The sequence below is a fragment of the Paenibacillus sp. Dod16 genome, assembly GCF_049893405.1.
Lineage (GTDB): Bacteria > Bacillota > Bacilli > Paenibacillales > Paenibacillaceae > Paenibacillus_AQ.
Genome location: NZ_JBNDYG010000027.1, coordinates 84,383 through 104,452, shown reverse-complemented (window position 1 = coordinate 104,452; position 20,070 = coordinate 84,383). Strand labels below are relative to the sequence as shown.

The following is a 20,070-nucleotide window of genomic DNA, read 5'->3' as shown; positions in this document are numbered from 1 at the left end:
TCAAGATGAGATTTCCCAATTAGTAAGACCCCTTGAAGACGACGAGGTAGATAGGTTGGAGGTGGAAGTGCAGCAATGCATGGAGCTGACCAATACTAATCGGTCGAGGGCTTATCCAAATGACCCCAAAAAGTGAAGTGAAGCTTTGGAGCAACGCCGAATACTTTCCGGGGACCCCGATACCACATCGGGTGAATGCTACGGATTCTAATCAACGCAAAGATCGTTTCGTATCTAGTTTTCAGGTGATCAATCACTTGAATTGAATATTGTTCCCTGATAGCTCAGTTGGTAGAGCACTCGACTGTTAATCGAGTTGTCACAGGTTCGAGTCCTGTTCGGGGAGCCAYTTATGGAGAGGTGTCCGAGTTGGCCGAAGGAGCACGATTGGAAATCGTGTAGGCGCCAAAAGCGTCTCGAGGGTTCGAATCCCTCTCTCTCCGCCACTATTATTTTAAGCAAGGCCCGTTGGTCAAGGGGTTAAGACACCTCCCTTTCACGGAGGTAACAGGGGTTCGAATCCCCTACGGGTCACCATTTTTCTTAAAAAACACTTGCTTCTTATATCAGAATTTGGTATGATAAAAGTCGCTTTGTTACGGAGGCTTAGCTCAGCTGGGAGAGCATCTGCCTTACAAGCAGAGGGTCGGGGGTTCGATCCCCTCAGCCTCCACCATGATTTATCCCCAAAAAGTGAAGCACATGCTTCGTAGGTAATTCCGATTACTTTTCGGGGACCCCATACAAGCAACCCTTTTAATGACGCGGGGTGGAGCAGTTCGGTAGCTCGTCGGGCTCATAACCCGAAGGTCGTAGGTTCAAATCCTGCCCCCGCAACCAATTATATCGCGATAGYGATAATGCCTCKTGGAACTGTGGTGTAGAGGCCTAACATGCCTGCCTGTCACGCAGGAGATCGCGGGTTCGAATCCCGTCAGTTCCGCCATTATTTACAACTTTGGGATGAGATGAGTATCCGATATGGGTTCCGTCAAAGTTCGCGAAGAGCTTTAAGGCTCGGTAGCTCAGTCGGTAGAGCAGAGGACTGAAAATCCTCGTGTCGGCGGTTCGATTCCGTCCCGAGCCACCATGTACGTTTTATAACTTTATATGCCGGTGTAGCTCAATTGGTAGAGCAACTGACTTGTAATCAGTAGGTTGGGGGTTCAAGTCCTCTCGCCGGCACCATTCTGGAGGATTAGTGAAGTGGCTAAACACGGCAGACTGTAAATCTGCTCTCTTCGAGTTCGGTGGTTCGAATCCATCATCCTCCACCAGTTTTTAGGGGCATAGTTTAAAGGTAGAACAGCGGTCTCCAAAACCGTTAGTGTGGGTTCAATTCCTGCTGCCCCTGCCAATCGTATCACAGTGTTTTAATATGGCGGTCGTGGCGAAGTGGTTAACGCACCGGATTGTGGCTCCGGCACTCGGGGGTTCAATTCCCCTCGATCGCCCCATATTACAAAATCATATTGGGGATTAGCCAAGCGGTAAGGCAACGGACTTTGACTCCGTCATGCATAGGTTCGAATCCTATATCCCCAGCCATTGATTTTTATGTTTGCGGACGTGGCTCAGCGGTAGAGCATCGCCTTGCCAAGGCGAGGGTCGCGGGTTCGATTCCCGTCGTCCGCTCCATTTTTATTTCTGGCGCCATAGCCAAGTGGTAAGGCACAGCTCTGCAAAAGCTTTATCCCCAGTTCGAATCTGGGTGGCGCCTCCATTACAAACTTATGTGCCCTTAGCTCAGCTGGATAGAGCGTTTGACTACGAATCAAAAGGTCAGGAGTTCGAATCTCTTAGGGCACGCCATAATGTAAGCCGGTGTGGCGGAATTGGCAGACGCGCGCGACTCAAAATCGTGAGGGAAACCGTGGGGGTTCGAGTCCCTTCACCGGCATCATCCAAAAGGAATGTAGACGATAAACGTCTGCATTCCTTTTTTCGTTGCATCTACATCGATTGCTTCTTCGTGATTTTAATATTAGACTCCATTCTGCATGCTACCTCTCCAGTTACCTTTACAGGGGGCTTTTCTACACCTTCAGAGCTTCCTCGAGCTACACTCCTTAAATCTAAACTATCATTAGAAACCACGTTCTTTATAGGTAAAACAAAGATTATCCAGATGAACTCATCTACACAGGCTAACCCATAGAATAATCGATCCAGTGCAGGGTTGGACGTAGGTCTGTAGAAGGCCCCGCCTTAGGTCTAGGTCCAAAAACCGTCCCCAGGCCGTTTTAGCGAAACTCGAAATTACCTAGAATAGAGTCATAAGGTTGAACAAAAGAAACAACGATCAAACAACAGAAAGGCGGTGTATAAATGAGAAATTCAAAAGGAAATGGAATGAGTATCCTGTTGATTGGTGTAGGGATCTTGGTTCTCCTTGGAGTATTCGGTCCTCTGCTTGGATGGTTGTTCAGTCTTCTAATTCCAATCCTGATGGTCGCTTTGGGATACTACGGGATCCGGAGAGGTAACACCTTGATGGGATGGGTTATTCTCGGTATCGGTGTGATCTGGTTGATGGGTAAACTGTCTTGGCTGATCGGTCCGATCTTTGGAATTATCTTGATCATCTACGGGGTGTCCCGATTGAAGAATGGTAGACCCCGTTATTGATAAAAACCACTACATTACTAACATGCATGAACAACAGATCATGATAGATGAGGAGGGCTAAGCCAATATGAGTGTTTTCCGGCGGATAAGAGACATAACCGTAGCAACATTGAATGAAAAGCTCGAGCAGAGCCAGGATCCGGTTCGATTGATCGACCAGTTCCTACATTCAACCAGACAGGACATTGCTGAGGCTGAGAAGCTGCAGCAGCAATGCCAAGTACATTCCAGACAGCTGAAGCAGCAGGTGGATCAAGCCGAATCCATGCGATATAAACGCGAAGAGCAGGCACTACTTGCACTGAAGGCCGGCGAAGAACATCTTGCCAAGCTGGCATTGCAGGAGAAACTGATCTATGAGGAAAAGATCGAGCAGTATCAAGGCCTGTTGTCCTCAAGCCTGGAGTCGCTAAAAGAAATCGAGGAGCAGCTCGGCGAGCTGCGGATGGAATATCAGACGGTATACAGCAAACGTCAATATTATGTTGCCCGAGTGGAAACCCTTCGTCTTCAGCAGAAAATGAATGAACGTACGGGCTCCTACGGCGGCGGTCATGACGTACCGAAGATGTTCAATCGCCTCGAAGACCGTATCAGCGACTGGGAACTGGAAGCCAGAAGTCTTCGCGATTTACGCCGCATGGGGCAGGAATACATGGAACAGGCTGGTGAATCGGTCTCCACTGTATTAGAAAAAGAACTTGCCCGCCTGAAGCAAAAGCTGAATAACAGCGGAAAGGAGTAACCATGACTAGATTGTACCGTTCCACCCGAGACAAAATGTTCACAGGGTTGATCGGCGGTATATCCGATCATTTCGGAGTCGAATCCACCCTACTTAGAATCATATTTGTAGTCAGTATCTTTTTTACAGGCGGTACAACGCTGTTGATCTATCTGATTGCATCCCTTGTAGTACCTAAGGAGCCGTATTATCACGATCCGTATGGTCCACAGGGCAGACATGGCGGCGGATACCGTTACAACGATCATCCGGGCCCTGGACCAGGCTACAACAGCTATAATGATTCTTATGGACGTCAAGGCTATCCTAATGAGCATAGTAGCTTTGGTCCCAAATATGACCGTCCCAATGGCACAAGAAACAACGCGTCAACGGATTCCGATCTGGATGCGATGATGAAGGATATTGAGAGAAAAGCAATGCAAAAAGAAATCGAAGAATTGAAGAAAAAACTTTCGAACTATGAGAAGGGAGATAAATAACATGGGAGTATTTAAAAGAATTAAGGATATGACGAAAGCATCGGTGAATGAACTGCTGGATAAAGTAGAGGATCCGATCGTAATGTTGAACCAGTACCTGCGCGACATGGAGGCAGAAATTCATGAAGCAGAGGTAACGGTTGCGAAGCAAATGGCTAATGAGCGTCGTATGAAGCAGCGCGTCGATGAGGCTGTGAAGATGGCGGCACAACGTGAAGCTCAAGCTGAATTGGCTCTGAAGAATGGTCAAGAAGAAGTGGCTCGCAAGCTGCTGGAAGAAAAAATCTATTTCGATCAAAAAGAAACCGAGTACGTGGAATTGCACCTGCAATCCGAGACGCAAGCAAAAGAGCTTGTAGCTCAGCTGCATGAAATGAAAGACGAGTTCTACAAAATGCGCAACAAGCGCAATGAGCTTGTAGCCCGCGCTCAAATGGCTAAAGCGAAGAAGCAAATGTCTCAAGTGAGCAGCCTGCACACGATCGAAAGCGGCAGTGCTTCGATGGGCTTCCATCGCATGGAGGAGAAAATCATGCAAATGGAAGCAGAAGCTGATGTGCTTCGTGCCCCATACCGTCCTAACAACGCAGTATACACAAGCCCCGTGGACGCTGAGAAGCAATTGAAGGTGGATGAGCAGCTGCAAGCTTTGAAAAACAAAATGGGGAATTCTTCGAAGTCCGAGTAATTCCTTAGCAAGTCAGCAAAATAAGATTAAACCGTATTCGAACACCATGTTCATATGATATGCTATACGAATGAGATTGTCGTATAGTACAGGCAAAGCCATACAGTGGGGAACGTCTCACTGATATGGCTTTTCCGAGCTTATATCTTGGTCATCAAGGAGGTGCGACATGGACAGAAACCGCTGGATAGCAGTTGGTTTAATCAGCTTGGGTTTTATTATGCTTTTCGGCCGATGGTTTGGTTTCTTCACCATTGTCGCCCTGTTACTCATGTTTGCAGGTGTCCTTCAGATCAGACATGGACATGTGAAGAAGGGATACATTCTGCTCGGAGTAGGTGCCGTACTGCTGCTGCTGGAGCATCTCATGTTGATTATCGGCATCAGCTTGATATCGCTAGGTATTTTTTATGGCAAGTCCAAACGAGCTCATACCACGACGAAGTACATTCAGAAGCAGAACTTTATGTCCAACTTTGATTGGGACCGGGCTCCGTGGGTGATGCGAAGTCTGAGTGTGTGGCATGTGCTGGGAGAGGCGGATGTAGATCTGTCCCTGGCCCTTCCGGAGGAACGCCAAACGGTCCTGATGTTCCATGGAATGCTGGGGGATATTGATCTGATGATCCCGGACTATTATGGGGTGGAGATCGAAGCATCCATCCTGTTTGGCTCAATTCATATGGACGACCGGAAGGAAACCGGCATATTAAACCGCGTGCGGTATAAATCACCCAACTATGAGACCAGTGAATATAAAGTGAAATTTATTGTTTCTTATTTAGGCGGAGATTTGAATATAAGAATGACATAATAAACGTAAGTTTTGTGTAAACCATTCAGGAGGGTTGCCCCGTGGAAACGGAAAAGAAAGCAAATATGATTACCCGAAGTATGCGTGAGGGGACCCTTCTGGGATTGGTTGTCATGCTCGTTGTCCTATATTTATTATATACATATGGTTATCTTCAACCGTTTGAGACGTGGAAGAACCGGATCGAAGCCGGCATTACCATCGTATTGCTGCCGATTGGGCTGGGTGCGATCTATGGCTTCTTCCAGGGATACCGGGTAAAACGACGGGTCGATCTTGTGAGGGAAACGCTGGTGAACTGGGAAAAAGGCAGCCTTACGGACGTCATGCCAGACATCGGCGAAGACGAAGTGGGCCGGCTTGGAGAACAGCTGGTGAAGATCAGCAAACGCTGGGAGGATCAGGTGTCTTCCTTGCAGCGGTTATCTACGAACAATGCCCAGCTTGCCGAGCAGGCCAGGGTTACGGCGATTGTGGAAGAGAGGCAGCGTCTGGCGCGCGAGCTCCATGATGCGGTTTCTCAGCAGCTGTTTGCCATCTCGATGACGGCAACCGCTGTGGGCAGGACGCTGGATAAGGATTTTGACAAAGCGCAGCGCCAGGTGGCTCTGATCGAGGAAATGTCGGCTGTGGCCCAGTCCGAGATGAGGGCGCTTCTTCTTCATCTGCGGCCGGTTTATCTCGAAGGAAAGGCACTGGAGCAGGGGCTGCGAGAACTGATTAAGGAATTGCGAATCAAAGTACCTATGGAAATTACGTTTGAAATGGACGATGACATACATTTGCTCAAAGGGATCGAAAATCATCTGTTCCGGATTATCCAGGAAGCCATGTCGAACACCCTCAGACATTCGAAAGCGGAGAAAATGGATATCCGTATTCACCGCAGGCAGAACACCGTTCGGGTGATGCTGCGGGACGATGGGATCGGATTTGAATTGGATGACAAGAAACAGACTTCCTACGGTCTATCGACGATGCAGGAACGGGTGACGGAGATCGGGGGCTCGGTACAATTCATAACAGCACCGGGTAAAGGGACTCGAATTGAGATCGTTGTGCCACTCATAAACGAAGAACGCAAACGGGGGGATGTAGATGGAAACGCCGATTAAGGTGCTGCTGGTGGATGATCATGAGATGGTCCGGATCGGTTTAGCGGCTGTGCTTGGTACAGAGGACGGCATCGAGGTGGTTGGTGAAGCGGGCAGCGGCGAGGAAGGGATACGCTTAGCGCAGGAATATCATCCTGATGTGGTGCTGATGGACTTGGTGATGGACGGAATGGATGGAATCGAGACGACGCGCCAATTGATGAATCAGTTTCCAAATCTTAAGGTCATTGTACTGACCAGCTATCTGGACGATGAGAAGATGTATCCGGTTATTGAAGCAGGTGCGTTCAGTTATTTATTGAAGACATCCCGTGCTTCTGAAGTAGCTGATGCTATACGTGCAGCCGCACGCGGGCAGTCGGTGCTGGAGTCGCAGGTTGCCTCCAAGATGATGAATCGATTCCGGCATCCGCAAAATGAAGCTCCGGCGCATAACGACCTTACGGACCGGGAAATGGAAGTGCTGCGACTGGTGGCGCAGGGCAAGTCGAATCAGGATATTGCTGATGATTTAATTATAGGCATCAAAACCGTGAAGTTTCACGTAACGAATATTTTAGGCAAGCTGGGGGTAGAGGATCGAACCCAGGCTGCCATCTACGCTTATAAAAATGGGCTGGCTGAGTAAAGAATGCCGGCTCTTTTTGATGCGATAGTCGTGACATAAACATATCCATATAACAATGAAAGGCAGGCTTAAAGACTCCCGGATCGGGAGCTTTTTTTATTTATTGACAGGGAAGAAGGAATCTCTACATACAGCCCGATGGAGGAGCTATTTAAAAAGCGAGGTATAAATCCGCGGTAACGAGGCCATCCTTTTACTAGATTGATAGATTCGAACGGGGAGGCGTGACTGACCATGCGGAAGATGCGTTTACAGATCATTGTGATGATGTTGTTGCTGTGCGGGGCAGCAGCTATGATGGCGGGTTTTGCGGGGACAACGGACAGCAATCGAAACGGATCAGCTCCGCATGCAGGAGAAGCGTCAGCTTCGGGCGGAACGGTAGAAACAGGTGTCAATGGAATAACTAGAGCTGGGGAATCAGCAGAAAGCGATCTAATACTTCTGGCGGCTCTTGGGCAAGAACATATGGAGCCTTCGGCAATACTCACGGTAAAAATTCAAGGTGAAATGATAAATTCCATATCGAAGGATCAAGCTAAGACAACGGCTGAGCAGCTGGCTCGTACAATGGGGCTCTCCGGGATTACAACGTCCCAGCTTCAGGGAAATGAAGTATTCCAAGCAGAAGGCGTGCTCTCCGGTGTATCGGTGCATCTGGACTGGGCTTTCACGAAGGAGGGTCATAGCTATGTCAGAGCCATGCTTGTAGGAGAAGCAGCTGGACAGTCCCGGGAAGTGATGACCCTGCAGCAGCAGATTCAAGAGATGATGAAGCAAGCAGGCATATCGAACTCCTGGAATGCGTCCATTCAAGGATATGCATCGGAGACGGCTAGCGTTGATGGAACGATGGCTCAGGTAGAAGAGGCTGTAGCCCAAAAACTCCCGCTTCGCCCCGTTGAGGATTATGCAGATGACACAACTAAAAGCCGTTCATATGAGGTTCCTTCACTGGGTGCTTTTGTGATGAGTGGCGACACGCCGATTCATATGCAGATCGCGGTGCATGAAGATTCGATGAAGAAAAGTAGTAGAATAACGATCGGATTTCCCGTCATTACAATAGAATATTGAAAATGATTTCTGAAACTCGGATGAAAAAATGCGGAATGAGATAGCATACTTGAAATGAATATGCTAAAATGTCATCACATCGAGTTAAGTGCCGATGCATAAAAATACACTATAATTCATAGAAAGAATGAGGAGCCATGGCTGAAAATCAAAATCTAGATACAATGAAGACACCGGGAGCTGTATTTTTCATCTTTGGAGCGACTGGTGATTTGGCAAGACGTAAGTTGTTTCCGGCGATCTACAGTCTTTATCGTGAAGGAAAACTGGATGAGGATTTTGCGGTAATCGGCGTGGCGCGGCGTCCGCGCACCCAAGAAGAGTTTCGGGAGGACGTGTATCGTTCAATTCAGGAATTCTGCCGATATAGTTCGGAACAGGATAGTGAATGGAATGCATTTGCACAACATTTTGAATATAAATCTTTAGATATTAACAATATTGACGGTTTCCGTGAGCTTCGCGAACAAACGGAGCAATTGGAAACAAAATTTAATATACCGGGCAACCGCTTGTTCTATCTGGCGCTTGCACCGGAATTGTTCGGCAGCGTATCGTTTAACCTGATGAAGGGCGGTATGCTCGAAGGTGAAGGCTGGAACCGTCTTGTGATCGAGAAGCCGTTCGGCTACGATCTGGAGTCGGCTGCCAATCTGAACGAAGAGATCCGTAAAGTGTTCAAGGAAGAAGAGATCTACCGAATTGACCATTATCTGGGTAAAGAAATGGTACAGAACATCGAAGTTATACGTTTTGCGAATGCTTTCTTCGAGCCGTTGTGGAACAACAAGCATATCGCCAACATCCAAATCACGCTTGGTGAAACGGTTGGTGTCGAGGAGCGCGGCGGGTACTATGATCATGCCGGCGCTCTAAGGGATATGGGGCAGAACCATATGCTGCAGCTGCTTACCATGATTGCGATGGAGCCGCCTAGCCGACTGCTCGCAGAGGATATCCGCGACGAGAAGGTGAAGGTGCTTCGCTCCTTGCGTCCGTATGCCACGCATGAAGAAGTGAAGAACAACGTGGTTCGCGGTCAGTATACGAGCGGTTCCGCGGGCGGCAAAGATCTGCCGGCATACCGCGAAGAGGACAAAGTGAATCCGGAATCCAATACGGAAACCTATTTTGCCGCCAGAGTCTTCGTGGATAACTTCCGCTGGGCTGGTGTACCGTTCTATATCCGTACGGGCAAACGCCTCCCGGTTAAGACAACCGAGGTGGTTGTCGAGTTCAAACGGATGCCAACCAATGTATACCTGGGCCAAAAGCATTCCCTGGAGCCTAACCTGCTCGTTATTCGCGTCAATCCGATGGAAGGCATTTATGTGAAGATTAACGCGAAGAAGCCGGGATCTGAATCCGAGATCGCTCCTGTAGCGATGGACTTCTGCCAAAGCTGCATCGTGGGCATTAACTCTCCTGAGGCGTATGAGCGTCTGCTGCATGACGCTGCTCGTGGAGACTCCACCTACTTTACGCGCTGGGATGAAGTGGCTTCGGCATGGTCCTTCGTGGATCGTATCGCCAGCGCATGGAGAGAGAACCAGGGCGAGCTGGAATCGTATCCTGCTGGATCATGGGGACCTGACAAAGCGGATGAGCTGTTGAAGGAAGACGGATTCCACTGGTGGCCGGTAAACGGTCAGCTTGAGGATAATGTGGTGTGGTTCAAAAACTAAGATCATTTTCTAAAATTTACGTGTTAAAAATCATCCTCATGCGCATGGCGCATGGGGATGATTTGCGTATAAATTGTGGTACAATGATATACATGACTTTAGTTACGAAGGGATAAGTGAAATGGCAAAGCAAATAGATGAACTGCAGCAGGAAGTGGATAAGCGCCGCACGTTTGCGATTATTTCCCACCCTGACGCCGGTAAAACAACACTGACCGAGAAGCTGCTCTTGTTTGGGGGCGCCATTCGTCTGGCTGGATCGGTTAAAGCTCGTAAAGCGAGCAAGCATGCAACGAGTGACTGGATGGAGATCGAGAAGCAGCGGGGAATCTCGGTTACCTCGTCTGTTATGCAATTTGATTATTTAGGGCATCGGATTAATATATTGGATACGCCGGGTCACCAAGACTTCAGTGAGGATACCTATCGTACGCTGACCGCCGCTGACAGCGCCGTCATGTTGATTGACGTAGCCAAAGGGGTCGAGGCCCAAACCATCAAGCTGTTTCAGGTTTGTGCGAAGCGGGGCATTCCGATCTTTACCTTTATCAACAAACTCGACCGCGAAGGGCGCAGCCCGTTTGATCTGATGGAGGAGCTTGAGCAGGTTCTCGGCATCCGCTCCGTACCGATGAATTGGCCGATCGGCTCCGGGCGTGACCTGTGCGGCGTGTACGACCGGGTTAAAAATCAGGTTGAATTGTTCCAGGGCGACGACCATTCCACGATTAAGGTACAGAAGGTTGAAGGCTATGAGGATCCGATCATTCGCGAGATGGCAGGCGATTACCTGCATGATCAGTTATGTCAAGACCTCGAGCTGCTGGATGTTGCCGGAGACCAATTTGATCTGGAAAAAGTTATGCAGGGTCAGCTAACGCCTGTATTCTTCGGCAGTGCGATCAACAATTTCGGTGTCCAGACCTTTCTGGAGAACTTTCTTCAGCTTGCGCCGAAGCCGGAGCCGCGCCGCAGTACGGAGGGTGTGGTGGAACCTACCGATGAGAAGTTCTCCGGATACGTATTTAAGATTCAAGCCAATATGAATCCGGCTCACCGGGATCGTATCGCTTTCCTGCGAATCGTATCGGGCAAGTTCGAACGCGGTATGAGCGTGAAGCATGTTCGGGTAGGCAAGGAAATCAAGCTGGCGCAGCCGCAGCAGTTTTTGGCGCAGGATCGAGATATTGTGCAGGAGGCATACCCTGGCGATATTATCGGTCTGTTTGACCCGGGCATTTTCCGGATTGGGGACTCACTCAGTCAAGGTCGTGAAGTTGTATTCGACGAGCTTCCAACGTTCTCACCGGAAATTTTTGCGAAAGTAACGGTGAAGAATGCGTTGAAGCATAAGCAATATCAGAAGGGGATTGATCAGCTGACGGAAGAGGGCACCATTCAGGTATTCCGCACCGTGAGTTTTGACGAGACCATTCTCGGGGTTGTCGGACAGCTTCAGTTTGAAGTCTTCGAGTACCGGATGAAGGGAGAATACGGCGTTGATGTCCAGCTTCAACGCATGCCGTATCAGTTCGCCCGCTGGATCGTGGATGATAATATTGATCCGTCCAAGTTCCGGATAAACTCAACGCTGGTCAAAGACAAGAAGGATAACTATGTTGTCTTGTTCGAAAATGAGTATGCGATGAGAACCGCCATCGACAAGAATCCAACCGCCCAGTTTCTTGAGACCGCTCCGTAAGCGATGTTATAAATATGCAGCAAAAAGGAACAATCCCCCAGCTTTCACAGCTTAGGGGATTGTTCCTTTTTGTTGACCATGGGATTAACCTTGAAGGTTGCCGGGCGTAACGGTTTTCAGATGATCATGGAGGGAAGAGACAAGGCTGTTCTGCTGGGTAGCATCCATGTCTTTCCACATCATTTCAAACATTACACCGAGTCCCGGCAGGGCAGCTTCAGGCCCGTCAACGGAACCCTCGATCATGGAGCGCAGCTCTTCTTCGTCCTGATTGTGGACTTTATGAATGACGGCCTGCCTTAGATCTAACAATATGGACATGGACATGTTCCTCCTTGTTATGAAAGGGTCATTGTGTAATGTGCCCGTTCCGGGGCAGTTACATTCAAGTATTCGAGACAGTATGATATACTATTATCATTATGATTATGGATGACCTAGGCTCGTGGGGGGATATATAAATGGCTAAGAAGCAGTACGCAGTAATCGGTATGGGGCGTTTTGGCACGAGTGTTGCTAAGGAATTGAGCAGCATGGGATTTGATGTATTAGCCATAGACGCGAGCGAACAGCGCATTCAGGAAATCGCGAGTATGGTTACGCATGCCGTATCGGCGGATTCGACCGATGAAGAAGCGCTTCGGGCGCTGGGCATACGGAATTTTGATGTGGTTGTCGTGGCGATCGGGGAGGATATTCAATCCAGCATTTTGACTACGCTGATCTTGAAGGATCTTGGCGTACCGGCCATTATCGTGAAAGCGAAGAATGAGCTGCACGGAAAAGTGCTGAACAAAATCGGTGCGGACAAGGTGATTTTCCCTGAACGGGATATGGGGTTGCGGGTTGCCCATCATCTGGTGTCACCGAATATTTTGGATTATATCGATTTGTCGGACGACTACAGCATTATGGAGATGCTTGCTACAGGAGATCTGGTCGGTCACAATCTGATAGAGCTGGATATTCGGGCACGATTCGGCTGCAATGTCATGGCGATTCGAAGAGATGCGGATATGAACATTTCTCCAAGTCCGGATGACCGGATTGAGGAAGGCGATATTCTCATTATTGTCGGGCACAAGAATAACTTAACGAAGATGGAGCTTGCTTATCCGAAGTAAGCTGTCCGCAAGCGGGTATGCTGGGTTGAGTGGGACTCGGTTTTATATATAAGTAAAGAACGGATGGATTAACCATGGAGATACTATCGCCGCAGAATGCCAGAGTGAAGGGCTGGGCACAGCTTCAGGAGAAAAAACATCGAGACAAGCAGAACAAGTATGTGGTGGAAGGCATTCATCTCGTACAGGAAGCCCTGTTATCCGGAGTGGACATCGAGTGTGTTGCGTATGACGTGGAGAAGGGCATTCCCCAGGAACTTCGTCATATATCGGATACAGGACAAGGTGCTGAATGGATTGGCGTATCTCATGCCGTCATCTCGAAGGTCAGTGATACGCCGTCACCGCAGCAGGTGTTTGCCGTGGTCCGCAAAGAAGCACGTCAATGGCAGGACCTGATCCTGCGTGAGAACGGTTTGGTCATCGTTCTGGACGGTCTTCAGGACCCTGGGAATGTAGGAACCATTATACGAAGTGCCGATGCCGTAGGGGCTGCTGGCGTGGTTCTGGGACGCGGCTGCGCGGATTTGTACAACCCGAAGACGCTGCGCTCTACCATGGGATCCCTGTTTCACCTACCGGTGCTGGAGGGCGATCTGCTGAGCATTTTGCCGGAAGCCAGGGAACGGGGGGCCCGATTGGTGACAACCCTGCTGGAAGGGAAACATTCCTGCTTCGAGTATGATTTCAAAGGGACAAGCTGGATCGTGATTGGGAGCGAAGGGCGCGGTGTCTCACCTGAGGTTGCGGAACTCGTGGACGATGCGATCCGTATTCCCATGCCGGGGAAAGCCGAATCGTTGAACGCGGCTATGGCAGCGTCCGTGCTGATGTACGAGGCTTTACGGCAAAGAGAGTATGCAAGTCAATAAAGACCGGAGCGGCTCGACAAAGCTGGAAGTGATTAGAAATCAATGGCTAATCATATCCGGCTTTTTTTTATTTAAGAGATAAGTAAGCATTAGAGGCTTACCTCCTTATATCGCAAGAAAGCTTCCGCTAAACACGTTCTGTTTTCTAACAAGTACGTCGATGACGTTTTTCTTATTTTTGATAAGGCTGGTCATAATAACAGGAGTGTTCGAAAGGAGTTAAACCCCAATGTACGAGCAAAAAACAAAAGAAACGGATCACAGCGTGGTGGAGTTTATAGAGCAAGTGGATTCGCCGAAAAAACGGGAGGATGCTTATCGTTTGCTGGAGATTTTTGAGGAGACGAGCGGTTTTCCGGCTAAGATGTGGGGACCCAGTATCATCGGTTTCGGCTCCTACCATTACCGCTACGCTACCGGGCACGAAGGCGATGCACCGTTGGTAGGTTTCTCGCCGCGCAAGGCGAAGATCAGCCTGTATTTTGCGCCGGGCGATAAGAAGCGGGAGGAGCTGTTGCCGAGTTTCGGTAAACATACGGCCGGGAAAGGCTGCGTGTATATTAATAAAGTGGCGGACATTAATGTGGAAGTCCTAAGGCAGCTGATTCGCGAATCGATTGCCTTCTTGAACAAGACCTACCCGGCTCAGTCCTAGCGAGCTCTAGGCCATGAGAAGCTGGCAAGCTGCCTGGTTTACGAGGCTTTAAGGGAGGCTGGACAATAGGGTGCGCTGATTGGGTAACAGGTGAATATTGTTATTTGACGTAAAACCATTTGGTGTCCTATAATGCAATAAGGGAAACCAAATGGTTTCATAATATTAAACATGAGTGAGGTTTATGTGATATGGACAACGCATCAAACGGCAAGCTGCCGGATATTCGTCATACGCTTGTGCTGAAAGCGCCCATCGAGAAGGTGTGGAAAGCCGTGGCAACGGCTGAAGGGATTTCAGCCTGGTTTATGCCTAACAATTTTGAGCCGGTGGAAGGCTTTGAGTTTCAATTGAATGCAGGCCCTTTCGGCAATTCACCATGCAAGGTCACGCTTATTGACGAGCCTAATCGTTTGTCTTTTAACTGGGGCAGGGATTGGAGTGTTACGTTCGAACTGGTACAGCAGGGAGATCATACGGAATTTACGCTCATTCACGGCGGATGGACAGCGGATCAAGTGACCGAGTTCGGGGAAGCACACGATATCGTGCGGGGCCGTATGGACAACGGCTGGGCAGGCATTGTTCAGAAGCTTGCGGGATACGTTGAGGCCTAATCCATGTCGCAAGCTGCTCCGAAGCATGATGTTTATCAAGCTATCGCAGATCCGACACGCCGTAAGCTGCTTGGCTTGTTAAGTGATAAGGAAATGCCGGTTAAAGAAATTACAGGGCACTTCTCCATGACGCGGACTGCCGTCTCCAAGCATCTCCGAATTCTGGGGGAAGCGGGCCTTGTGCAGGACCGCAAGGTTGGACGCGAAACGCGCTATCGGCTGGATGCCGAACCGCTTAAGGAATTAAAGGATTGGCTGGCTTATTTCGACCGCTTCTGGGAGAATAAACTGTCAATGCTGAAATATTATGTGGAGGATCAAGAAGACAGTCCAAAGGACGACAAGTAGATCCTCGATGCCGTCTTTCTTGAAATTGAATATCCATAAGGAAGAAGAGTGAGGATCCATCCTGGCTCTTCTTTTTTGCCGTTTGTCCGCATACCCTCTATACAGGAGAGCTTGCCATGGTAAACATGCTCCTCGGGGCGTAAATAGGGGGGACCAAGCATGAGACGAAAGAGATGGGGAAGCAGGAGGTTGGCCTTTCCGTCGCTGTCGTGGCCTAAGCCAAGGAGAGCTTATAAACCACCGCGCAGAGGCTTTCGGCCCGTACCGCAGAGCCGAGGGCGTCCTCAGGCTGCCAAAAGACGAAGCACGAAAAAGTGGTGGCTGATCGGCGCTCTGCTCCTTGTGTTTGGGATCGTTGAGTTTTTTATGTATATTGAGCAGAATCTGCGGCCGCCGATCATGCATTTAGCCCAAATCAGGGTTAAACAGATTGCCACTGAAGCCATCAATAAAGCGATCACCTCTCAGGTGACGCAGGGCAAGGATTTTGATAATCTGGTCAACTGGAAAACGGACAGCTCGGGCAAAGTGACGGGATTCATGCTGAACTATGCCGAGCATTTAAAAATCACGTCCCATACAACGGAGGTTGTTCAGAGCACACTGGACGATATCCATAAGCGTAAGGAGCAAATTCCCTTGGGACAGGTGCTGAAAAGCCCGATTATCGCTTCATTCGGTCCGCAAATTCCTTTAAAGATCGAACCGCAGGGAGCGGTGAAGGTTCAACTGGACACCAGGCAGCAGGGTGCGGGCATTAATATGATTTTGGTGGAGGTATTCGTCCACATTGTAACAGAGGTAGCGGTTGTCGTTCCTTTTGACATGGAGCCGCAGATTGTGGAAACCGATATTCCCATTTCTTATCTGCTCGTGGTCGGGGACGTGCCGATGTATTATTATGACGGGCAAGGAAAGGCCGTCGGCGAGAATAAGGCAAGCGCGCCGAGCATAGCGATACCGCCGCCCGTTACCAATGAGAATAGCCATAATACGGAGCAGGAAATCCCGCCTGTAACTCCGCCGGTAACAACGCCGACGAATCCTCCAGATGGAACAACGACACCTCTGGAACCTTCACCTGGCGGAGCAGACTTATCCGGGCAGACGGGGGAAAACAACACTGGAGACTAAGAGCGCTGATTCATTAATTTGGCGCCAGCATATGGAACCCTGCTCCATGATTTACTTCGCAGTTATGGATGTCCTTAACGGAGAAAACGCGCCCCCTGGGTTGAACTCAGGAGCGCGTTTTTTTCTTCGAGCGTTTTTCTTCCATTTCCCAGTGCTTCAGCAGCGGGTAAGGATCGAATGCCCATTCGGTCAATCCGGTATCCCGGTAGATGCCGTAATGGAGGTGTGGAGGGAACTTGCCTTGGGTTCCCGGCTTGCCATAACCGGAGCTCCCAACCCAGCCAAGGGTTTGACCCGGCTTAACGACATCCCCGAGCGAGATTCCTTTGTCAAAGCCTTGCAGATGGGCGTAATAGTGGTAATGATTGTTTAAATCACGGATGCCGATGCGCCACCCGCCATATTTATTCCAGCCCTTGATTTCGACAACGCCGTAACAGGTGCTTCGAACGGGGACTCCGTATGAGGCAAACAAATCCGTTCCCTCGTGAACCCTTCTGCCTCCCCAGTTGCGTCCCATGCCAAATGTGCTTCGGTAGGAATAGTTGCTTTTGACCGGGAGAGGAAATGCATGGTCAAACAAGTCCAGCTTTCCAAAGGTCTCGTACATTTTGGCGTATTGCATGACGCGCTGAACAGCCCGCGTATTCTGGTAGTATGACCAGAGTCCGATGCTGAAGTCATCGGCAGCATGACCGTAGGGGGCGAGCCTTGCCGCAACGGTATATAGCAGGTCGATATCATTATTCGGATCCGCCTTGCCATCTCCATCCCCATCCAGCCCGATGCCGGAAAACACGCTGATCGACGTCGGATTTACATCTTCCTGATTGGGATTTAACGCCCCGGCCCATCTTGTGGAGGGGATGAAGATTCCGAGCGTCCGGTCCGGATGTTTGCGATCCTTGGGATGGACTCTAGTTAGTGTCCGTTCATACTGGTCAATGGCAGCCAGGCGATACCAAGGAATTTGGGTAACGGTGGAAATCTCATCATATAACGACTTCCGGTCTGCAAAAATGGCGTTAACATCCGATGTTTTCACCGTATCGTCAGCGGTGCTTACCGCAACAGAGGCGGATGCGGACACAGGCCCGCACATGCAGCAGGCAGCTGTCAAGGCAGCCACAGCTGCAGCAGTGCAGCGAATCATAATACCGCTTGCGCTCAATGGTTGGAAAATCCTCAATGTGTCCTTCTCCTTCCTTTTGGATTGTCATAATTAAGGACGGACAGTCATGCCTACACTGTAGGGTGAATCGAAACAAGGATTTTTATCCATGCCGCAACTAGATTAATCTCATATCGATGCGAAACAAGTAATATGATGGTTTTCATGATATAATATGGGACAGCAAACGATGGGGTATGTCTTGAGTTACATCAATAAATTCGAAAGAAGGTTTTTTCTTTGTCTAAAACCAAACAGCCAAAACCTGACTGGATTCGAATCAAGCTGACTACTGGCGATAATTATAAAGAAATCAAAAGCATGATGCGATCCAAGACACTGCACACGGTGTGTGAAGAGGCTCGCTGTCCGAATATTTATGAATGCTGGGCTAACCGTACGGCAACCTTCATGATCCTGGGTGATATTTGTACCCGCGCCTGCCGATTCTGCGCTGTCAACACGGGTCTTCCAACGGAACTGGATCTTCAGGAGCCCGAACGCGTAGCGGAAGCGGCGGAACAGATGAACCTGCGTCACTGCGTAGTAACAAGCGTAGCACGGGATGATCTGAAAGATGGCGGGGCCTACATATTCGCTGAAACGGTTAAAGCCATTCGCAGACGTCTGCCGCTATGCTCGGTGGAAGTGCTGATTCCGGATTTCATGGGCAGCGAAGAAGCGCTTAAGATCGTAATGGATGTGAAGCCGGACATTCTGAACCATAACATTGAGACGGTCGAGCGAATGTCGGATCGGGTACGTGCCAAGGCCAAGTACACCCGTTCCTTGCAATTGCTGAAGAATGCCAAGGCGATGCAGCCTGATATTCCGACCAAATCGAGCATAATGCTAGGTGTCGGCGAACAATGGCATGAGATTCTGGAAGCGATGGACGACCTGCGTTCGGTGGGTTGCGATATCATGACGATCGGCCAATATTTGCAGCCTTCGCCAAAGCATCTGAATGTGGAAAAATACTATACGCCGGAGGAGTTTGCGATCTTGAAGGAAGAGGGAATGAAGCGCGGATTCAGCCACGTGGAGTCCGGTCCTCTGGTGCGCAGCTCCTATCATGCACACGAGCAAGTGAAATCTGCAGAACGCAACAAGGAAGAGACCGTGCAGTCTTAACCTTTGGAAAGGCAGGGGAAGCTTTCAATGATCGTTATCGGAAACAAAAGTTATGAAGTGTTAAAGGACCATCGAAACGGCTGGAATCTGGAAGCTTTCCGGGAGCGGTACAGCGAGGTGCTGGACCGTTATGACTACATCGTGGGAGACTGGGGTTACAATCAGCTTCGGCTTAAAGGTTTCTATCGGGATAATCATCCTAAAGCTGCCAAGGATTCCACCTTCTCCAGCATGTCCGATTACATTAACGAATACTGCAATTTTGGTTGTGCTCACTTCGTGCTTCAGAAAACGAAGGAGCAGAAGGATAGCAAAGACCATGCCAATTCCAAAGAGCCTGTGGAGATTCGTGAATCATCCCCCAAGGAAACCAAGGGTGAGGGGGAAGCGAAGGGAAGCAAGGAAATCCAGCAGGAGGGTCCCAAACCGGGCAAGGAACACAAGGACCAACGCGAGCGGCGCGAAGCGAAGGAATCCAGACGCGAGCCACGCGATCCTAAGGAATCCAAAGAAAAGGAAGCAAAGCCTTCCAAGGAGCCTCATGTGCCGGCAGAGCAGCCGCAATAAAAAGAACGGTCACCAGTAATGCTGGTGACCGTTCTTTTTTAGGTAGTCGTTCTTCTTAATATTAGCCAAGAAATGCATCACGGACACGATTCCAGAACGGGAACGGCCGATAGCGTGCAAAACTGACCTGCTGTTCCGCCACTTGACAGCGCACGGATACGAGGTCGTCAATCGAGATATTCACATGATCGATTGTAAGCAGTAAACGCTGTTCTTTACGCGAGAATATATCACAATGATGATGTTTAGGCAGGAGCAGCGGTGAGCCCAGCGTACGGAAAATCCGATTGTTAATCGAGGCGATTTCCGCGATCTGCAGAGCATCGATGGAAGGATGCACCATCGCTCCGCCGACACTTTTGTTATAAGCCGTGCTGCCGGATGGCGTGGACACGCAAATCCCGTCTCCCCTGAACATCTCAAAGGTTACGTCGTTGATGTCAATCTGCGCGACAACAGTACCGTCAACGCCTTTAAGCGTGAATTCGTTTAAAGCAATGTAAGAGGACGTTCCTGATTTCTTATGAATTTCCAGTTGAACCAGGGGATACTTGACGAGGCGCGGCTTCACGTTGCCATGTTCGCCTTCCCCGCTCATATGATCAATTAGCTCTGTCAGTTCATCGGCCTTCCAATCAGCATAGAATCCCAAGTGGCCCGTGTGGACACCGACAAAAGCGAGGTCAGGAATACGGTCTATAAAAGTATGGAAAGCATGCAGCATCGTACCGTCTCCGCCGATCGAGACCACAATCTCCGGAGATTCTGCATCCAGCACAAACCCCCGCTGTTCCGCCAGCTTGTGAAATTGCTGGGTCAGCTCGACAGACAATGGGTCACCGCGGTCCAGAACATAATATCTCAAGTTGATAAGCTCCTTTGTA

At 49.5% G+C, this 20,070-nt stretch carries 21 protein-coding genes, 16 tRNA genes and 1 rRNA gene; 35 read left to right on the top strand and 3 right to left on the bottom strand.

The annotated features are described in order from the left end of the window. From ACPV3A_RS19460 to ACPV3A_RS19330, 27 genes are all read left to right on the top strand, one after another. Positions 1-119: ribosomal RNA gene (locus ACPV3A_RS19460) — 23S ribosomal RNA — on the top strand; the annotation flags it as partial. A gap of 154 nt (positions 120-273) precedes the next feature. Next, positions 274-349: transfer RNA gene (locus ACPV3A_RS19455), tRNA-Asn, on the top strand. A 5-nt stretch (positions 350-354) separates the two neighbouring features. Next, a tRNA-Ser gene (locus ACPV3A_RS19450) sits at positions 355-446 on the top strand. 16 nt (positions 447-462) lie between these two features. Next, a tRNA-Glu gene (locus tag ACPV3A_RS19445) sits at positions 463-537 on the top strand. Between the two features lie 63 nt (positions 538-600). Next, positions 601-676 (top strand) — tRNA-Val (locus ACPV3A_RS19440). 87 nt (positions 677-763) lie between these two features. Continuing rightward, positions 764-840: transfer RNA gene (locus ACPV3A_RS19435), tRNA-Met, on the top strand. A 29-nt stretch (positions 841-869) separates the two neighbouring features. Beyond that, positions 870-946 (top strand) — tRNA-Asp (locus tag ACPV3A_RS19430). A 68-nt stretch (positions 947-1,014) separates the two neighbouring features. Further along, positions 1,015-1,090, top strand: a tRNA-Phe gene (locus ACPV3A_RS19425). A gap of 22 nt (positions 1,091-1,112) precedes the next feature. Continuing rightward, positions 1,113-1,188, top strand: a tRNA-Thr gene (locus ACPV3A_RS19420). A gap of 4 nt (positions 1,189-1,192) precedes the next feature. After that, positions 1,193-1,277: transfer RNA gene (locus ACPV3A_RS19415), tRNA-Tyr, on the top strand. A gap of 6 nt (positions 1,278-1,283) precedes the next feature. After that, positions 1,284-1,357 (top strand) — tRNA-Trp (locus ACPV3A_RS19410). A 24-nt stretch (positions 1,358-1,381) separates the two neighbouring features. Beyond that, a tRNA-His gene (locus tag ACPV3A_RS19405) sits at positions 1,382-1,457 on the top strand. 16 nt (positions 1,458-1,473) lie between these two features. Further along, positions 1,474-1,548, top strand: a tRNA-Gln gene (locus tag ACPV3A_RS19400). A 15-nt stretch (positions 1,549-1,563) separates the two neighbouring features. Next, positions 1,564-1,638 (top strand) — tRNA-Gly (locus ACPV3A_RS19395). A gap of 11 nt (positions 1,639-1,649) precedes the next feature. Continuing rightward, positions 1,650-1,723 (top strand) — tRNA-Cys (locus tag ACPV3A_RS19390). Between the two features lie 12 nt (positions 1,724-1,735). After that, positions 1,736-1,812: transfer RNA gene (locus tag ACPV3A_RS19385), tRNA-Arg, on the top strand. Between the two features lie 8 nt (positions 1,813-1,820). After that, positions 1,821-1,900, top strand: a tRNA-Leu gene (locus ACPV3A_RS19380). A 428-nt stretch (positions 1,901-2,328) separates the two neighbouring features. Next, positions 2,329-2,628 carry a hypothetical protein gene (locus tag ACPV3A_RS19375; protein WP_426200626.1) on the top strand — a complete coding sequence of 100 codons (300 nt, stop codon included), beginning with the start codon at positions 2,329-2,331 and terminating at the stop codon, positions 2,626-2,628. A 67-nt stretch (positions 2,629-2,695) separates the two neighbouring features. Then, positions 2,696-3,373, top strand: a complete 678-nt coding sequence (locus tag ACPV3A_RS19370; protein WP_071222349.1) for a PspA/IM30 family protein — start codon at positions 2,696-2,698, stop codon at positions 3,371-3,373. Positions 3,374-3,375: 2 nt separating this feature from the next. Beyond that, on the top strand, positions 3,376-3,855 hold the full coding sequence (locus tag ACPV3A_RS19365; protein ID WP_071222350.1) for a PspC domain-containing protein: 480 nt from the start codon (positions 3,376-3,378) through the stop codon (positions 3,853-3,855). 1 nt (position 3,856) lies between these two features. Continuing rightward, entirely contained in the window at positions 3,857-4,543 is a 687-nt protein-coding gene (locus ACPV3A_RS19360) for a PspA/IM30 family protein (protein ID WP_071222351.1), read from the top strand. A 169-nt stretch (positions 4,544-4,712) separates the two neighbouring features. Further along, positions 4,713-5,357 (top strand): cell wall-active antibiotics response protein LiaF, encoded by a 645-nt coding sequence (gene liaF, locus ACPV3A_RS19355; protein WP_216530837.1) that lies wholly within the window; start codon positions 4,713-4,715, stop codon positions 5,355-5,357. A 41-nt stretch (positions 5,358-5,398) separates the two neighbouring features. Further along, positions 5,399-6,472, top strand: a complete 1,074-nt coding sequence (locus tag ACPV3A_RS19350; RefSeq protein WP_071222353.1) for a sensor histidine kinase — start codon at positions 5,399-5,401, stop codon at positions 6,470-6,472. Beyond that, complete coding sequence (locus ACPV3A_RS19345) at positions 6,456-7,100, top strand: response regulator (RefSeq protein WP_006212655.1); 645 nt, start codon at positions 6,456-6,458, stop codon at positions 7,098-7,100. The genes ACPV3A_RS19350 and ACPV3A_RS19345 overlap by 17 nt, the downstream gene beginning before the upstream one ends. A 234-nt stretch (positions 7,101-7,334) precedes the next feature. Then, positions 7,335-8,177 carry a YwmB family TATA-box binding protein gene (locus ACPV3A_RS19340; RefSeq protein WP_426200625.1) on the top strand — a complete coding sequence of 281 codons (843 nt, stop codon included), beginning with the start codon at positions 7,335-7,337 and terminating at the stop codon, positions 8,175-8,177. A 137-nt stretch (positions 8,178-8,314) separates the two neighbouring features. Then, positions 8,315-9,862 carry a glucose-6-phosphate dehydrogenase gene (gene zwf / locus ACPV3A_RS19335; RefSeq protein ID WP_426200624.1) on the top strand — a complete coding sequence of 516 codons (1,548 nt, stop codon included), beginning with the start codon at positions 8,315-8,317 and terminating at the stop codon, positions 9,860-9,862. Between the two features lie 121 nt (positions 9,863-9,983). Next, positions 9,984-11,564 (top strand): peptide chain release factor 3, encoded by a 1,581-nt coding sequence (locus ACPV3A_RS19330; RefSeq protein ID WP_071222356.1) that lies wholly within the window; start codon positions 9,984-9,986, stop codon positions 11,562-11,564. Between the two features lie 84 nt (positions 11,565-11,648). Here the strand turns inward: ACPV3A_RS19330 and sspI are convergent, their stop codons facing one another. Then, positions 11,649-11,885 (bottom strand): small acid-soluble spore protein SspI, encoded by a 237-nt coding sequence (gene sspI, locus ACPV3A_RS19325; RefSeq protein ID WP_071222357.1) that lies wholly within the window; start codon positions 11,883-11,885, stop codon positions 11,649-11,651. A 140-nt stretch (positions 11,886-12,025) separates the two neighbouring features. On the opposite strand from sspI, the gene ACPV3A_RS19320 reads away from it, so the two are divergent. The 6 genes from ACPV3A_RS19320 to yunB all read left to right on the top strand — a co-directional run bounded on the left by ACPV3A_RS19320 (position 12,026) and on the right by yunB (position 16,314). Then, positions 12,026-12,688, top strand: coding sequence for a potassium channel family protein (locus tag ACPV3A_RS19320; protein ID WP_426200623.1), 663 nt, complete (start codon positions 12,026-12,028; stop codon positions 12,686-12,688). A 74-nt stretch (positions 12,689-12,762) separates the two neighbouring features. Then, positions 12,763-13,560, top strand: a complete 798-nt coding sequence (locus ACPV3A_RS19315; RefSeq protein ID WP_426200622.1) for a TrmH family RNA methyltransferase — start codon at positions 12,763-12,765, stop codon at positions 13,558-13,560. Positions 13,561-13,789: 229 nt separating this feature from the next. After that, positions 13,790-14,215, top strand: a complete 426-nt coding sequence (locus ACPV3A_RS19310) for a DUF1801 domain-containing protein (RefSeq protein ID WP_426200621.1) — start codon at positions 13,790-13,792, stop codon at positions 14,213-14,215. 191 nt (positions 14,216-14,406) lie between these two features. Further along, complete coding sequence (locus ACPV3A_RS19305) at positions 14,407-14,832, top strand: SRPBCC family protein (RefSeq protein ID WP_426200620.1); 426 nt, start codon at positions 14,407-14,409, stop codon at positions 14,830-14,832. Between the two features lie 3 nt (positions 14,833-14,835). Next, positions 14,836-15,180, top strand: a complete 345-nt coding sequence (locus ACPV3A_RS19300) for an ArsR/SmtB family transcription factor (RefSeq protein ID WP_426200619.1) — start codon at positions 14,836-14,838, stop codon at positions 15,178-15,180. Between the two features lie 159 nt (positions 15,181-15,339). Next, on the top strand, positions 15,340-16,314 hold the full coding sequence (yunB, locus tag ACPV3A_RS19295) for a sporulation protein YunB (RefSeq protein WP_426200618.1): 975 nt from the start codon (positions 15,340-15,342) through the stop codon (positions 16,312-16,314). A gap of 106 nt (positions 16,315-16,420) precedes the next feature. Here yunB and ACPV3A_RS19290 read toward each other — a convergent pair whose 3' ends face one another. Further along, positions 16,421-17,467: a M23 family metallopeptidase gene (locus ACPV3A_RS19290; RefSeq protein WP_397376769.1), complete on the bottom strand. Its 1,047-nt coding sequence runs from the start codon at positions 17,465-17,467 to the stop codon at positions 16,421-16,423. A gap of 258 nt (positions 17,468-17,725) precedes the next feature. On the opposite strand from ACPV3A_RS19290, the gene lipA reads away from it, so the two are divergent. Continuing rightward, positions 17,726-18,619 (top strand): lipoyl synthase, encoded by an 894-nt coding sequence (gene lipA, locus ACPV3A_RS19285; RefSeq protein WP_071222365.1) that lies wholly within the window; start codon positions 17,726-17,728, stop codon positions 18,617-18,619. A gap of 27 nt (positions 18,620-18,646) precedes the next feature. Further along, the gene (locus ACPV3A_RS19280) at positions 18,647-19,186 is read left to right on the top strand and encodes a YutD-like domain-containing protein (RefSeq protein ID WP_426200617.1); all 540 of its coding nucleotides are present in this window, start codon (positions 18,647-18,649) and stop codon (positions 19,184-19,186) included. Positions 19,187-19,247: 61 nt separating this feature from the next. Here ACPV3A_RS19280 and ACPV3A_RS19275 read toward each other — a convergent pair whose 3' ends face one another. Next, positions 19,248-20,051, bottom strand: coding sequence for an NAD kinase (locus ACPV3A_RS19275; RefSeq protein ID WP_009591431.1), 804 nt, complete (start codon positions 20,049-20,051; stop codon positions 19,248-19,250). Positions 20,052-20,070 lie beyond the last annotated feature (19 nt).

Bases quoted from the DNA above. Each gene is read 5' to 3' on its own strand.
- ACPV3A_RS19290 (WP_397376769.1), bottom strand. From the start codon at position 17,467: ATGATTCGCTGCACTGCTGCAGCTGTGGCTGCCTTGACAGCTGCCTGC.
- ACPV3A_RS19315 (WP_426200622.1), top strand. From the start codon at position 12,763: ATGGAGATACTATCGCCGCAGAATGCCAGAGTGAAGGGCTGGGCACAG.
- ACPV3A_RS19365 (WP_071222350.1), top strand. From the start codon at position 3,376: ATGACTAGATTGTACCGTTCCACCCGAGACAAAATGTTCACAGGGTTG.
- ACPV3A_RS19300 (WP_426200619.1), top strand. From the start codon at position 14,836: ATGTCGCAAGCTGCTCCGAAGCATGATGTTTATCAAGCTATCGCAGAT.
- sspI (WP_071222357.1), bottom strand. From the start codon at position 11,885: ATGTCCATATTGTTAGATCTAAGGCAGGCCGTCATTCATAAAGTCCAC.
- liaF (WP_216530837.1), top strand. From the start codon at position 4,713: ATGGACAGAAACCGCTGGATAGCAGTTGGTTTAATCAGCTTGGGTTTT.
- ACPV3A_RS19345 (WP_006212655.1), top strand. From the start codon at position 6,456: ATGGAAACGCCGATTAAGGTGCTGCTGGTGGATGATCATGAGATGGTC.
- ACPV3A_RS19360 (WP_071222351.1), top strand. From the start codon at position 3,857: ATGGGAGTATTTAAAAGAATTAAGGATATGACGAAAGCATCGGTGAAT.
- ACPV3A_RS19310 (WP_426200621.1), top strand. From the start codon at position 13,790: ATGTACGAGCAAAAAACAAAAGAAACGGATCACAGCGTGGTGGAGTTT.
- ACPV3A_RS19340 (WP_426200625.1), top strand. From the start codon at position 7,335: ATGCGGAAGATGCGTTTACAGATCATTGTGATGATGTTGTTGCTGTGC.
- ACPV3A_RS19280 (WP_426200617.1), top strand. From the start codon at position 18,647: ATGATCGTTATCGGAAACAAAAGTTATGAAGTGTTAAAGGACCATCGA.
- yunB (WP_426200618.1), top strand. From the start codon at position 15,340: ATGAGACGAAAGAGATGGGGAAGCAGGAGGTTGGCCTTTCCGTCGCTG.
- ACPV3A_RS19375 (WP_426200626.1), top strand. From the start codon at position 2,329: ATGAGAAATTCAAAAGGAAATGGAATGAGTATCCTGTTGATTGGTGTA.
- ACPV3A_RS19370 (WP_071222349.1), top strand. From the start codon at position 2,696: ATGAGTGTTTTCCGGCGGATAAGAGACATAACCGTAGCAACATTGAAT.
- ACPV3A_RS19305 (WP_426200620.1), top strand. From the start codon at position 14,407: ATGGACAACGCATCAAACGGCAAGCTGCCGGATATTCGTCATACGCTT.
- ACPV3A_RS19330 (WP_071222356.1), top strand. From the start codon at position 9,984: ATGGCAAAGCAAATAGATGAACTGCAGCAGGAAGTGGATAAGCGCCGC.
- ACPV3A_RS19320 (WP_426200623.1), top strand. From the start codon at position 12,026: ATGGCTAAGAAGCAGTACGCAGTAATCGGTATGGGGCGTTTTGGCACG.
- zwf (WP_426200624.1), top strand. From the start codon at position 8,315: ATGGCTGAAAATCAAAATCTAGATACAATGAAGACACCGGGAGCTGTA.